Annotated in this window: 12 protein-coding genes; 7 read left to right on the forward strand and 5 right to left on the reverse strand. The window is 68.7% G+C overall.

Going from position 1 to position 12,106, the window contains the following annotated elements:
• Window positions 1-22 precede the first annotated feature (22 nt).
• The 4 genes from purE (at window position 23) to A7B20_RS04195 (ending at window position 3,077) form a co-directional block, all read left to right on the forward strand.
• A complete protein-coding gene (gene purE / locus A7B20_RS04180) occupies window positions 23-508 on the forward strand; it encodes a 5-(carboxyamino)imidazole ribonucleotide mutase (RefSeq protein WP_102107304.1) in 486 nt (161 codons plus the stop codon).
• Window positions 501-1,577 (forward strand): 5-(carboxyamino)imidazole ribonucleotide synthase, encoded by a 1,077-nt coding sequence (locus A7B20_RS04185; RefSeq protein ID WP_102107305.1) that lies wholly within the window; start codon window positions 501-503, stop codon window positions 1,575-1,577. Before purE ends, A7B20_RS04185 begins: the two co-directional genes overlap by 8 nt.
• Before the next feature lie 38 nt (window positions 1,578-1,615).
• Window positions 1,616-2,062: an NUDIX domain-containing protein gene (locus A7B20_RS04190; protein WP_102107306.1), complete on the forward strand. Its 447-nt coding sequence runs from the start codon at window positions 1,616-1,618 to the stop codon at window positions 2,060-2,062.
• A gap of 259 nt (window positions 2,063-2,321) precedes the next feature.
• The gene (locus A7B20_RS04195; protein WP_102107307.1) at window positions 2,322-3,077 is read left to right on the forward strand and encodes a hypothetical protein; all 756 of its coding nucleotides are present in this window, start codon (window positions 2,322-2,324) and stop codon (window positions 3,075-3,077) included.
• Window positions 3,078-3,138: 61 nt separating this feature from the next.
• Here the strand turns inward: A7B20_RS04195 and A7B20_RS04200 are convergent, their stop codons facing one another.
• The 3 genes from A7B20_RS04200 to A7B20_RS04210 all read right to left on the reverse strand — a co-directional run bounded on the left by A7B20_RS04200 (window position 3,139) and on the right by A7B20_RS04210 (window position 6,185).
• The gene (locus tag A7B20_RS04200; protein WP_102107308.1) at window positions 3,139-3,996 is read right to left on the reverse strand and encodes a DMT family transporter; all 858 of its coding nucleotides are present in this window, start codon (window positions 3,994-3,996) and stop codon (window positions 3,139-3,141) included.
• Between the two features lie 146 nt (window positions 3,997-4,142).
• A complete protein-coding gene (gene groL / locus A7B20_RS04205) occupies window positions 4,143-5,786 on the reverse strand; it encodes a chaperonin GroEL (protein WP_102107309.1) in 1,644 nt (547 codons plus the stop codon).
• Window positions 5,787-5,897: 111 nt separating this feature from the next.
• Window positions 5,898-6,185, reverse strand: a complete 288-nt coding sequence (locus tag A7B20_RS04210; RefSeq protein ID WP_102107310.1) for a co-chaperone GroES — start codon at window positions 6,183-6,185, stop codon at window positions 5,898-5,900.
• Window positions 6,186-6,397: 212 nt separating this feature from the next.
• Here A7B20_RS04210 and A7B20_RS04215 point away from each other — a divergent pair, with 212 nt between their 5' ends.
• Window positions 6,398-7,852, forward strand: coding sequence for a sensor domain-containing diguanylate cyclase (locus tag A7B20_RS04215; protein WP_172960959.1), 1,455 nt, complete (start codon window positions 6,398-6,400; stop codon window positions 7,850-7,852).
• A gap of 30 nt (window positions 7,853-7,882) precedes the next feature.
• Here the strand turns inward: A7B20_RS04215 and A7B20_RS04220 are convergent, their stop codons facing one another.
• Window positions 7,883-8,275 carry a DUF2750 domain-containing protein gene (locus A7B20_RS04220; RefSeq protein ID WP_102107312.1) on the reverse strand — a complete coding sequence of 131 codons (393 nt, stop codon included), beginning with the start codon at window positions 8,273-8,275 and terminating at the stop codon, window positions 7,883-7,885.
• On the reverse strand, window positions 8,265-8,942 hold the full coding sequence (locus A7B20_RS04225; RefSeq protein WP_102107313.1) for a DUF2161 domain-containing phosphodiesterase: 678 nt from the start codon (window positions 8,940-8,942) through the stop codon (window positions 8,265-8,267). The genes A7B20_RS04220 and A7B20_RS04225 overlap by 11 nt, the downstream gene beginning before the upstream one ends.
• Window positions 8,943-9,065: 123 nt before the next feature.
• On the opposite strand from A7B20_RS04225, the gene A7B20_RS04230 reads away from it, so the two are divergent.
• Together A7B20_RS04230 and A7B20_RS04235 are read left to right on the forward strand one after the other, a co-directional pair.
• Window positions 9,066-9,986 (forward strand): manganese-dependent inorganic pyrophosphatase, encoded by a 921-nt coding sequence (locus A7B20_RS04230; RefSeq protein WP_102107314.1) that lies wholly within the window; start codon window positions 9,066-9,068, stop codon window positions 9,984-9,986.
• 687 nt (window positions 9,987-10,673) lie between these two features.
• Entirely contained in the window at window positions 10,674-12,095 is a 1,422-nt protein-coding gene (locus tag A7B20_RS04235; protein ID WP_102107315.1) for a cytochrome ubiquinol oxidase subunit I, read from the forward strand.
• Window positions 12,096-12,106 lie beyond the last annotated feature (11 nt).

The raw sequence follows: 12,106 nt of genomic DNA on the forward strand, positions 1-12,106 counted from the left end.
GCGCAAAACTGCGGAGATCCGGATGACCCCACAGGTCGGCATCATCATGGGCAGCCAGTCCGACTGGCCCACCCTGCGCGAGGCGGCGACGCTGCTGGACGAACTCGGCGTGTCCCACGAGGCGCGGATCGTCTCGGCCCACCGGACGCCCGACCGCCTGTGGGACTACGGCCGCACCGCCGCGGATCGCGGCCTGAAGGCGATCATCGCCGGGGCCGGCGGCGCCGCCCACCTGCCGGGCATGATGGCCTCGAAGACGCGGATCCCGGTGATCGGCGTGCCGATCCAGACCAGGGCTCTGAACGGCGTCGACTCGCTCTATTCCATCGTGCAGATGCCGAAGGGCTTCCCGGTCGCCACCATGGCCATCGGGGCCGCGGGTGCCGCCAATGCCGCGCTGATGGCCGCCGCGATCCTCGCCCTCACCGACGCGGCCCTGGCCGAACGCCTCGACGCCTGGCGCGCCGCCCTGTCGGCCTCGATCCCGGAGACCCCGACGGATGACTGAGCCCCTCGCCCCCGGCGCCGTGATCGGCATCCTCGGCGGCGGCCAGCTGGGCCGGATGCTGGCCCTCGCCGCCGCCCGCCTGGGCCTGCGCGTCCATGTCTTCGAACCCGCGGCCGGGGCCCCCGCCGCCGAGGTCTCGGGCGCCTGCACCACCGCGCCCTACGACGACGAGGCCGCCCTGCGCGCCTTCGCCGACAGCGTCGACGTCATCACCTACGAGTTCGAGAACATCCCGACCTCCGCGCTCGACCTGCTCGAGACGCTGCGCCCGATCCGCCCGAACCGCGAGGCGCTGCGGATCTCCCAGGACCGGCTGACCGAGAAGGACTTCCTGAACCGTCTCGGCCTGTCCACCGCCCCCTACGTGCCGGTGCAGACCGCCGCCGACCTGCGCCACGCGATCGACACCATCGGCACCCCGGCGATCCTGAAGACCCGCCGCTTCGGCTACGACGGCAAGGGCCAGGCCCGCCTCGCCACGCCCGGCGACGCCGACGGGGCGCTCGCCGCCATGAACGGGGCCGAGGCGATCCTCGAGGGCTTCGTCGACTTTTCCCACGAGGTCAGCGTGATCGGCGCCCGCGGTCTCGACGGCGAGGTCGCCTGCTACGACCCCGGCCAGAACGTCCACGCCGACGGCATCCTGCACATCACCACCCTGCCCGCGGACCTGTCGCAGTCGCAGCTGGCCGACGCGGTGCTGATGGCGGGCCGGGTGCTGAACGCGCTCGACTACGTCGGCGTGCTGGGGATCGAGCTGTTCGTGACCGACCGCGGCCTGATCGTGAACGAGATCGCGCCGCGGGTGCACAACTCCGGCCACTGGACCCAGAACGGCTGCACCATCGACCAGTTCGAACAGCACATCCGCGCCGTGGCGGGCTGGCCGCTTGGCGATGCGACGCGGCATTCCGACATCGTGATGACCAACCTCATCGGCGACGACATCCGCCGCGTGCCGACGCTTGCCAAGGATCCGGCGAACGCCATCCACCTCTACGGCAAGGCCGAGGCCCGGCCGGGCCGCAAGATGGGGCACGTCAACCGGTGGGTCCGCCCGGCGCGCTGAGCCTTGCCAGACCCCCGCCGCCGCGCCACCCTTCGCCCATGACACCGCCCCGCCTCGCCGTCCGCGCCCTGCTGCTGCACCAGAACCGCCTGCTTCTGGTGAACGCCTATCCCGGAGAGCAGAGCGATCTCTGGTGCGCCCCGGGCGGCGGAGTCGAACCCCACGCCTCGCTCCCCGAGAACCTGGTGCGCGAGATCCACGAGGAGACAGGCCTGACCGTGACGGTGGGCGCCCCGGCGCTGGTGAACGAATTCCACGATCGGTCCCGCGGCTTCCACCAGGTCGACATCTATTTCCGCTGCACCCTCGCCGCGGGCCGGCTCGACGACCGCTGGACGGACCCCGAAGGCGTGGTGAACCGTCGCCGCTGGGTCGCGCGGGACGGGATGGCGGAGCTGCGCCACAAGCCCGACAGCCTGGCCGAGGCCGCCTGGGGCCCGCCCGGCACCGTTCTCTACGACCCGCTGGAACCGCTGGTCCGCTGAGACGCGAAAAAAACCGACCGTTTGAGGTTATGGGAAAAGACACCGCCGACGCGCCGGATCCTTCCATGAGCGTGGGCACTTGCCCGCCCGGCCGGACCGCGAGGACCGGCGTTCCCGATGTCACAGAACACGGGGGCGGGGCCGTGGTCGCACAATCCGCGGAAGAAGCTGGAACATCGGGGCCCCTGGCCGATTGAACAGGCAGCACTGGCCAGTCGCGCAAACACTGAAACTCGAACTCAACCCCGAGGAAAGATTCATGCGTACCTCAGCCATCGCCCTCCTGGCGACCACCCTCCTTGCGGCCCCCGCCTTCGCGCAGTCGACGTCGACCGGCCAGGACTCCACCTCCACCGGCAACACGACCGCCACCCAGGGCACGACCGCGAACAGCAACGACATGGCCGCGTCCGGCTCCGGCGGCTGCGACCAGATGCTCGGCCAGAGCGCCAGCGCCTCCGGCAGCGGCGCCAAGCCGATCACCAGTGCCGCCGACCTCGAATCGCAGCTGTCCGAGGCGGGCTTCACCGACGTGAAGGTCCGCGACAGCAACTACCTGATCCAGGCCACCGCCCCCAGCAACGAATGCGTGCTCCTGGTGGTCGACGCGTCCGGCAACCTGATGCAGGGAACCGAGCCCTCCGGCGCCACGGGCAGCGGCAGCGCCGCTACCACCGGCACCGCGGCCGACAGCACCGCCGACGCGTCCGGCAGCACGGCGGGCACCACGACGGGCAGTGCCTCGTCCGGCGCCTCCGCGACGACGGGCGGCTCGACCGACATGGCGTCGAACGGAACCTCGTCCTCGACCGCGTCCACCGACAGCTCGGCGGGCGACATGGTGGGCGACCAGAAGATGTCGGCCATGGACAGCCAGAAGAACTTCGAATCCGAGCTGAGCAAGGCCGGCTACAGCGACATCAACGTGCTCGATTCGAGCTTCGTCGCCGAGGCGAAGCTCGAGAACGGCGCGACCGTCACCATGCTGGTGCGTTCGGACAGCAAGCTGAAGTGACACGCGGCCCCCGCCGCATCTCTGGAAAGCGCCCCGACGGGGCGCTTTTCGCCGTCCGGGCTCAGCCGCGCCGCCGCGAGGCCAGGACCCCCAGCGCCACCCCGCCCAGCACCAGCGCCGAAGCCAGCACCAGCCGCAGGCTCACCGCCTCGCCGAGGAACAGCACGCCGCCCGCCGTCGCCAGCACCGGCACCAGCAGCTGCAGCAGCGCGGCCAGCGCGGCGCTCAACCGCGGCAGCACGGCGTACCACAGGGCATAGCCGCAGCCCGACGTCACCACCCCCGAGACCACGGCCAGCGCCGCTCCGGCCCCGGTGATCCCGCCGTCGAACCCCGGCAGCGCCAGCATCAGCGCCACCGGCGGCACCGCCAGAACGAAGTTCGCCGCCGTCGCGCGCAGCGGATCGCCGCTGCGCCGCCCGATGAGGGAATAGAGCCCCCAGCCCACCGCCGCCGCGGCCATCAGCAGGGCCGCCCCGAAAGGCGGCGCCGCGCCGCCCTCGGGCCAGACCAGCAGCACCAGCCCGCCAAGGGCCACTGCCGCCCCGATCCATCGCAAGGGCGGCACCGGCTCGCGCGCCACCAGCGCCCCGGCGAACATTACCACCTGCACGCCGCCGAACAGGATCAGCGCCCCCACCCCGCTGTTCAGCCCGACATAGGCCAGCGAGAAGCCGATCAGGTACAGCGCCAGCGACAGCGCGCCGCCCGGTCCTCCCGCGCCCGACAGCCGGAACCGCCGGTCCCGCAGCAGCGCCAGCAGGACGAGCGCAATCGCCCCCGACACCACCCTCAGCACCGCGAAGGACAGCGCGTCGATGTGCCCGCCCCCGACCGCCGCCCGGTTCAGCACCGAGTTCGCGGCAAAAGCCACCAGCACCAGAGCGACCAACCCCGCCAGCTTCACCCCCGCCCCCATCTTTGCTTCACAAATATCCCCGCCGGAGGCACCGCGCCGCAAGGCGCGGACCGGTGCGCGACGCCGCCCCTTCTCGACCCGCCCGTGCAAAAAGAAAAGGGGGCCGCAAGGGCCCCCTTCCCGTCATTCCGTCAGGAACGGCGTGATTACATCATGCCGCCCATGCCGCCCATGTCGGGCATGCCGCCACCGGCGCCGGCACCTTCCTTCTGCGGACGGTCGGCGACCATCGCTTCGGTGGTGATCAGCAGACCGGCGATCGAGGCGGCGTCCTGCAGCGCGTGACGCACGACCTTCGCCGGGTCGATGACGCCGAACTTGAACATGTCGCCGTACTCTTCGGTCTGGGCGTTGAAGCCGAACTTGGCATCCGTGCTCTCGCGGACCTTGCCGGCCACGACCGAACCGTCGACGCCCGAGTTCTCGGCGATCTGGCGCAGCGGAGCCTCAAGCGCCTTGCGGACGATCGAGATGCCGATGGTCTGGTCGGAGTTCGCACCCTCGAGACCTTCCAGCACCTTGCCGGCCTGCACCAGGGCCACACCGCCGCCGACGACGATGCCTTCCTGCACGGCAGCGCGGGTCGCGTTCAGCGCGTCATCGACGCGGTCCTTGCGCTCCTTCACTTCCACTTCGGTCATGCCGCCGACGCGGATGACGGCCACGCCGCCCGCCAGCTTCGCCACACGCTCCTGCAGCTTCTCGCGGTCGTAGTCGCTGGTGGTCTCTTCGATCTGGTTGCGGATCTGGGCCACGCGGGCTTCGATCTCGGCCTTCTCGCCGGAGCCGTCGACGATGGTGGTCTCGTCCTTGGTGATCGAGATCTTCTTGGCGTTGCCGAGCATGTCCATGGTGACATTCTCGAGCTTCATGCCCAGGTCTTCCGAGATCACCTGGCCGCCGGTCAGGATCGCGATGTCCTGCAGCATGGCCTTGCGACGGTCACCGAAGCCCGGCGCCTTGACGGCGGCGATCTTCAGGCCACCGCGCAGCTTGTTCACGACGAGCGTGGCCAGGGCTTCGCCCTCGACGTCCTCGGCGATGATCAGCAGCGGCTTCTGCGACTGGATGACCGACTCGAGCAGCGGCACCATCGGCTGCAACGACGAGAGCTTCTTCTCGTGCAGCAGGATCATGCAGTCTTCCAGCTCGGCAACCATCTTGTCGGCGTTGGTCACGAAGTACGGCGACAGGTAGCCGCGGTCGAACTGCATGCCCTCGACGACGTCGGTCTCGGTCTCGAGGCCCTTGTTCTCCTCGACGGTGATGACACCCTCGTTGCCGACCTTCTGCATCGCGTCGGCGATCATGCGGCCGATGGTGGCCTCGCCGTTGGCAGAGATGGTGCCGACCTGGGCGACTTCGTCGCTGTCGTTCACGTCACGGGACGCGGCCTTGATCTGCTCGACGACCTTGGTCACGGCCAGGTCGATGCCGCGCTTCAGGTCCATCGGGTTCATGCCGGCGGCGACCGACTTCATGCCTTCGCGGATGATCGCCTGGGCCAGCACGGTGGCGGTGGTGGTGCCGTCGCCCGCCTCGTCGTTGGTGCGGGAAGCGACTTCCTTCACCATCTGGGCGCCCATGTTCTCGAACTTGTCCTCGAGCTCGATCTCCTTGGCGACCGAAACGCCGTCCTTGGTGATCCGGGGGGCGCCGAACGACTTGTCGATGACGACGTTGCGGCCCTTGGGTCCGAGCGTCACCTTCACGGCGTCGGCCAGGATGTTGACGCCCTTGAGGATACGGTTCCGGGCATCGGTGTTGAACTTGACGTCCTTAGCAGCCATTTTCAGCTTCTCCTTGGAATGTCTCGAAATTTCTGGTGGCGGCCGGGCAGCGCCCCGCCGTCTGAAGCTCCCGCGGGGCGGGACTTACCCCGCCCCGCGCGGGGTCCGGACTCAGGCGATGATGCCCAGGATGTCGGACTCTTTCATGATCAGCAGCTCTTCGCCGTCCAGCGTGACCTCGGTGCCCGACCACTTGCCGAACAGGATCTTGTCGCCGGGCTTCACGCCCATCTCGATCAGCTCGCCGGAGTCCTTGCGGGCGCCTTCGCCGCAGGACACGACTTCACCCTCGGCGGGCTTCTCTTTCGCGGAATCGGGGATGATCAGACCGCCCTTGGTCTTTTCCTCGCTCTCGACACGGCGGACCAGTACCCGGTCATGCAGCGGAGTGAATGCCATCTTAGAACGCTCCTTGGTTCATGTTGATACTTTTAGCACTCGCATCGGCTGAGTGCTAACGGAGCGGTATCTAGGCAGCGGCCCGGCGCCTGTCAACAACATCGCGCAGCGAATTTTGCCGCCGTTCCCCCGGTCGGCAGAGCTTTGTTAACGCTTCGCGCGTAGGCCTGTGGCAGGGACCGCAGATGCAGGCGGTCGTCACCGGATCAGCCATGGACACCGACTCGAGGAACAGGGCCGCGCGCTACTTCGCCGAACTGGTGCTGGAGCACACGACCGATGCGATCCTGATGACGGATCCCGACGACACGGTCGTGTGGCTGAACCCGGGGTTCGAACGCATGTACGGCTACCGTCTGGAGGATTTCGCCGGCAAGACGCCGGAGGAGCTTCTGGACAGCCCCGAAACCGATGCCGAGACGACGGCGCAGGTCCTCCAGGCGCTGCGCGAACGCCGGCCGCTCCAGGTCGAGGTGCAGAACCGCCGCCGCTCCGGCGCCACCTTCTGGGTCGAGAAGAAGCTGATGCCGCTCTTCGATGCCGAGGGGCGGCACATCCACAACATGTCGATCTCCCGCGACATCTCGGAGCGCAAGGAGATGGAATCCGACGCCAACGAGATGATCGAGGCGGAGACGCACCGCCAGCACGAGCGCCGCCTGCTGAGCCAGATCAGCGAATGGCTCTATTCGGCGAAGTCGCTGGACGAGCTTCTGATGGTGGTGAAGAAATCCATGCAGACCCTCCTGCCCGAGGCCGACGGGCAGCTCTACATCTACTCCAACCTCCGCGACACGCTCGAGCTTGCCGCCCGCTGGGGCGACAGCCCCGCGCACGATCACATCGGGGCCGAGGATTGCTGGGCCCTGCGCCGCGGCCGCGCCTATTCCTTCGGGACCAAGGCGATCGAGTTCGCCTGCAGCCATGTCGGGGACGAGGCCTCGCCATTCTTCTGCCTGCCGATCATTGCCCACGGCGAAACCATCGGGCTTCTGCACCTCTGCTTCTCGGCCTTCGACCGGTCGATCGTGCCGCGCGACTTCATCGAAAGCTTCGTGCAGCGCCGATGGGAGGTCGGACTGCTCTGCGCCGAGCAGATCAGCCTCGCCGTGGCCAACGTGCAGCTGCGGCACGAATTGCAGGACCAGTCGATGCGCGACCCGCTGACCAACCTCTGGAACCGGCGCTGGTTCATGGAAGCCTCGCAGCGCGAGCTGAACCGCGCCCGGTCGTCCGGGGGAAGCCTCTGCATCGTCTCGCTCGACGTCGATCACTTCAAGAGCTTCAACGACCAGCACGGCCACGACGCGGGCGACAGCGTGCTGCGCGAATTCGGCGCCCTGCTGTCCAGCCGCTTCCCGCCCGGCTGGTCGCCCTGCCGGATCGGCGGGGAGGAGTTCGTCGTGCTGTGCCCCGGCGCCACCCCGGAGGACGCGGCACGCGAGGCCGAGGAGTTCCTGCGCGCGGTGTCCGAGGTCGAGCTGAACCACGCCGGCGTCAGCCTGCCGCGGATCACCGTCTCGGCCGGGATCAGTGCCTTTCCCGAGGACGGCCGCCAGATCGAACGCCTGATGAAGGTCGCGGACGAGGCGCTGTACCGGGCGAAGGAATTGGGCCGCAACCGCGTCGTCAGCAGCCGCAGGAAGACGCCCCGCAAGGTGGCGTGAAGGTCAGCGCGAAGAACCGGCCGAGCCGCTTCAGACCTGGCTGCGCTCTTCCTCCAGCGTCGTGTCGAACTCTTCCGCGCCGCAATCCCAGAAGGCCCCGTCGGCGCCCGGACAGATCCCGATCCGGAGTCCCGCATCGGCCAGGTCGTGAAGCCATCCGGCGCGGAACTCGTCCAGCGTCATCTCCGCGGCCATGGCGCCCGAGTGGTTCAGGTCGGCCATCGCCTGCGCCAGCGCGCGGTGGGGCCAGACCGGCAGGTATTCGAAGCCTTCGGGCGACAGCGGCATCAGCACGCCCTCCTCGCCCGAGATCACCCACATCCGCCCTGCGGCGGCGATGCGCGCGACGGCGTACCAGTACCGGTCCTCGGGATCGAGCGACAGCACCTCGGCCATCGCCGCGGGGTCGATATCATTCGCCATTTGCGTCTCCTTCTTCCGGCCCGACCGCGGCGCGGCCCTTCGGGGTCAGGGCATAGATGCCGACCGACACCCGTTCGAACCAGCCATAGTGGTCGTCGGCCATGAGTCTCGTCGCCCGTTCCACCCCCGTGGCCCCCGCGACGTCGCGGCCCCGTGCGGGACCGTCCAGCAGCCGCCGCGCACAGAGGATCGCGTCCTGCCGGTAGGCCGTCACCAACCCCACCCGCGTCGCGCCGCCGACGTTCGGATCGCCGACCCGCCGCGCGAACTCGCGCAGCAGCCTGCCGCGCCGCGCCTTCGCGGGTCGGGGACGGTAGGGTGCGGGATCGCAGTGCACCTCGACCAGCCCGTCGCGCAACCGCACGCTGAGGAACCCGAGCCCGAGGCGGCGGCAGAGCGCCGTGTTGTCCTTCACCGCGCGGCCTCCGACGCGCCCCGCCCCGCGCGGCACGGCGAGGTAGACCCAGTCGCTCAGGCCCTGGCGGGCGATCCCCTGGTGGACCAGGGCCAGGGTGAAGCCGGTCTTCAGCTCGACGATCACCGGATCCTCGTCGCCGCGCACCGCCACGACGTCGGCGGCCCCGATCTCGGCCTTCACGACATAGCCCTGCCGTTCGAGGAAGGCCTTTACCGGCGGATAGAGATCGGTTTCCCTCGAGCGCGACATGGCGCCGTGATAGCGCGCCGCGGCCCCCCGGACCAGCGGCGAAAATCGCGCGAGGCCTCGGGTGACAAGGCCCGGCGCCGGGCCTATAAGGCGCGGGATTCGGCAACACAGGACCCTTGACGCATGACAACCCTCGTTTTCGGCCACAAATCGCCCGATACGGATTCCACCGGCTCCCCGATCATCTGGGCCTGGTACCTGTCCGAGGTCGTCGGCCAGTCCGCCGAGCCGCGCCTGCTGGGCGAGCCCAACACCGAAGCCGCCTTCGTACTGGAGCGCTGGAAGCTCGAAAAGCCGAAGATGCTGGAGACGCTGACCAAGGACACCGAGGTCGTCATCGTCGACACCAACAACCCCGCCGAGCTGCCCGACAACATCAACGAGGCCGACATCGCCGGCATCATCGACCACCACAAGCTGGTCGGCGGGCTGGAGACCAAGGGCCCGATCGAGATCACCGTGCGCCCGCTGGCCTGCACCGCGACGATCATGCACCAGCTGATGGGCGAGGACGCCGCGAAGATGCCCGAGGCGATCAAGGGCGCGATGCTGTCCTGCATCCTGTCGGACACGCTGGAGTTCCGCAGCCCCACCACCACCCCCACCGACCGCGAGCTGGCCGAGAAGCTGGCCGAGGAGCTGGGCGTCACGATCCCCGCCTACGCGGCCGAGATGTTCGCGGCCAAGTCCGACGTCTCGCGCTTCTCCGATGCCGAGCTTCTGCGAATGGATTCGAAGGAATACGAGGTCGGCGGCAAGTCGTTCCGCGTCTCGGTGCTGGAGACGACCTCGCCCGAGACGGTGCTGTCGCGCAAGGACAGCCTGATGAAGTCGATGGAGACGGTGGCCAAGGAGGACGGCGTCGACCAGGTGCTGCTCTTCGTCGTCGACATCCTGAAGGAAGAGGCGACGCTGCTGGTGCCGAACGACCTGGTGCGCCAGGTGGCCGAGAAGAGCTTCTCGACCGTCTGCGGCGAGGATGCCGTGGTGCTGCCGGGCATCGTCAGCCGCAAGAAGCAGATCATCCCGAACCTCGCCCTCTGAGGCGCAGGCCGGGGCGCGTCTGCGCCCTGCCGGCAAAGCCGGGGAGCACGCGTGCTCCCCGGACCCCTCGACCGCCCGGTCGATCCGGATCGCTCCCGCGGCGGTGTTCGGGAAATACCCCCGGTCCGGATCGCTCCCGACATGACAACGGTATCGCTCCCGGGCTGCTGGCGCCGGGGCTGAGCGGAGCGGTCGCCGTGGTGTTTTTCGACCACCCCTTGGCGCCGCCGTCCGAACCGCAGGATGCGGCGCAGTACACCGCCCGGCTGATCCTGCCCGGCGCGGCACCGGCCACCTCGTCGGCGTGCCGGTCGAGGTGCCGGTGATGCTGACGCCCGCGTCCATCGCCGATGGCCCCGCACGGGTTTCGCCACCTGACGGCCGTTCCGCCGGGGGCGGCCGCGGGAGGCCGGACACCCCCCGCCCCCGAGCAGAAGGGCAGCGGATGCCCGGCCGCCATGTCCTCGCGTGCCGGGGCGGAATCGTCAAAGGCTGACCCCGCGCAAATGGCGCATCGCCGCGGGATTGCAGCCGAAAAGCCACGGCCCGCGCCGCCCTCTCCGTGCGACGGGGTCGACGCCGCGACCCGTTCTGCGACACTATGCCGAGGACAATGCCACGGGACTCGCGTTGTTTCGGGGGGCCGTACTGCTACCTACCGGGTACGCCAAGAGACAGGAGCACAGCATGTTCGGGATCGAAGCGCTGGACCTCGCGCGGTTCCAGTTCGCCTTTACCATCACCTTCCACATCATCTTTCCGGCCTTCTCGATCGGCCTTGCCTCCTACCTGGCGGTCCTGAACGGGCTGCACCTGATCACCGGGAAGGAGACCTATCTGAAGGTCTTCCAGTTCTGGAAGAAGATCTTCGCGGTGGCCTTCGGGATGGGCGTCGTCTCGGGCATCGTGATGTCCTACCAGTTCGGCACGAACTGGAGCGTGTTCTCCGACAAGACCGGTCCCGTCCTTGGCCCGCTCATGGCCTACGAGGTGCTGACCGCCTTCTTCCTCGAGGCGGGCTTCCTTGGCGTGATGCTCTTCGGGCGCGACAAGGTGGGGCCGAAGCTGCACTTCTTCGCCACCTTCATGGTCGCCGTCGGCACGCTCATCTCGGCCACCTGGATCCTGTCGGTGAACAGCTGGATGCAGACGCCCGCGGGCTATGCGATCAACGAGAACGGCCAGTTCATCCCCGTCGACTGGTGGAAGATCGTCTTCAACCCCTCCTTCCCCTACCGTCTGACCCACATGGTGCTGGCCGCCTACCTGACGACCGCGCTGGTCGTCGGCGGGGTCGGCGCCTGGCACCTGATGCGGAACTCGGCCAACCGTTCGGCGCGGCTGATGTTCTCGATGGCGATGTGGATGATCCTGTTCACCGCGCCGCTCCAGATCGGCGCTGGCGATGCCCACGGGATCAACACGCTGGAGCACCAGCCGGTGAAGATCATGGCGATGGAGGGTCACTACGACAGCCACCCCGACGGCGCGCCGCTGATCCTGTTCGGCATCCCGAACCCCGAGGAGAAGCGCATCGACTATGCGGTGGAGATCCCGAAGCTCAGCTCGCTGATCCTAAAGCACGACCTGAACGCGCCGCTGGACGGGCTGGACACGGTGCCGGACGACAAGGAGCCGCCGGTGACGATCGTGTTCTTCACCTTCCGCATCATGGTCGGCCTCGGCTTCGCCATGCTGGGCCTGGCCCTGTTCGGCGCATGGCAGCGCTATCGCGGCTATCTCTACCACTCGCCGTGGCTGCACCGCGCGGCGATGGTGATGGGGCCCATGGGATTCGTCGCCGTGGTCTGCGGCTGGATCACGACCGAGGTCGGCCGCCAGCCCTATACCGTCTACAACCTGCTGACGACGGCCGAGAGCGCGTCGCCGCTTCAGGCCTCGGCGGTCGGCACCTCCCTCGTCGCGTTCATCGTGGTCTATTTCTTCGTCTTCGGCGCCGGCACCTTCTACCTGCTGCGCCTGATGGGCCGCGAACCCGAGACCGCGAAGGGCCGCCTGAGCGAGGGTCCGATCCGCAGCGCGGGCATCACCCCCGCCCCGGGCGCGACCGAGCTGCAGCGTCCCGGCAGCGCCACACCGGCCGAATAAAGGAGCCCCGC

It is taken from the genome of Oceaniglobus roseus (assembly GCF_002869745.1).
Lineage (GTDB): Bacteria > Pseudomonadota > Alphaproteobacteria > Rhodobacterales > Rhodobacteraceae > Oceaniglobus > Oceaniglobus roseus.

Coding starts and splice junctions, on each gene's coding strand:
- A7B20_RS04220 (WP_102107312.1), bottom strand. CDS start 8,275: ATGGCGAATGATATCGACCCCGCGGCGATGGCCGAGGTGCTGTCGCTC.
- A7B20_RS04225 (WP_102107313.1), bottom strand. CDS start 8,942: ATGTCGCGCTCGAGGGAAACCGATCTCTATCCGCCGGTAAAGGCCTTC.
- purE (WP_102107304.1), top strand. CDS start 23: ATGACCCCACAGGTCGGCATCATCATGGGCAGCCAGTCCGACTGGCCC.
- A7B20_RS04230 (WP_102107314.1), top strand. CDS start 9,066: ATGACAACCCTCGTTTTCGGCCACAAATCGCCCGATACGGATTCCACC.
- A7B20_RS04235 (WP_102107315.1), top strand. CDS start 10,674: ATGTTCGGGATCGAAGCGCTGGACCTCGCGCGGTTCCAGTTCGCCTTT.
- A7B20_RS04210 (WP_102107310.1), bottom strand. CDS start 6,185: ATGGCATTCACTCCGCTGCATGACCGGGTACTGGTCCGCCGTGTCGAG.
- A7B20_RS04195 (WP_102107307.1), top strand. CDS start 2,322: ATGCGTACCTCAGCCATCGCCCTCCTGGCGACCACCCTCCTTGCGGCC.
- groL (WP_102107309.1), bottom strand. CDS start 5,786: ATGGCTGCTAAGGACGTCAAGTTCAACACCGATGCCCGGAACCGTATC.
- A7B20_RS04200 (WP_102107308.1), bottom strand. CDS start 3,996: ATGGGGGCGGGGGTGAAGCTGGCGGGGTTGGTCGCTCTGGTGCTGGTG.
- A7B20_RS04215 (WP_172960959.1), top strand. CDS start 6,398: ATGGACACCGACTCGAGGAACAGGGCCGCGCGCTACTTCGCCGAACTG.
- A7B20_RS04190 (WP_102107306.1), top strand. CDS start 1,616: ATGACACCGCCCCGCCTCGCCGTCCGCGCCCTGCTGCTGCACCAGAAC.
- A7B20_RS04185 (WP_102107305.1), top strand. CDS start 501: ATGACTGAGCCCCTCGCCCCCGGCGCCGTGATCGGCATCCTCGGCGGC.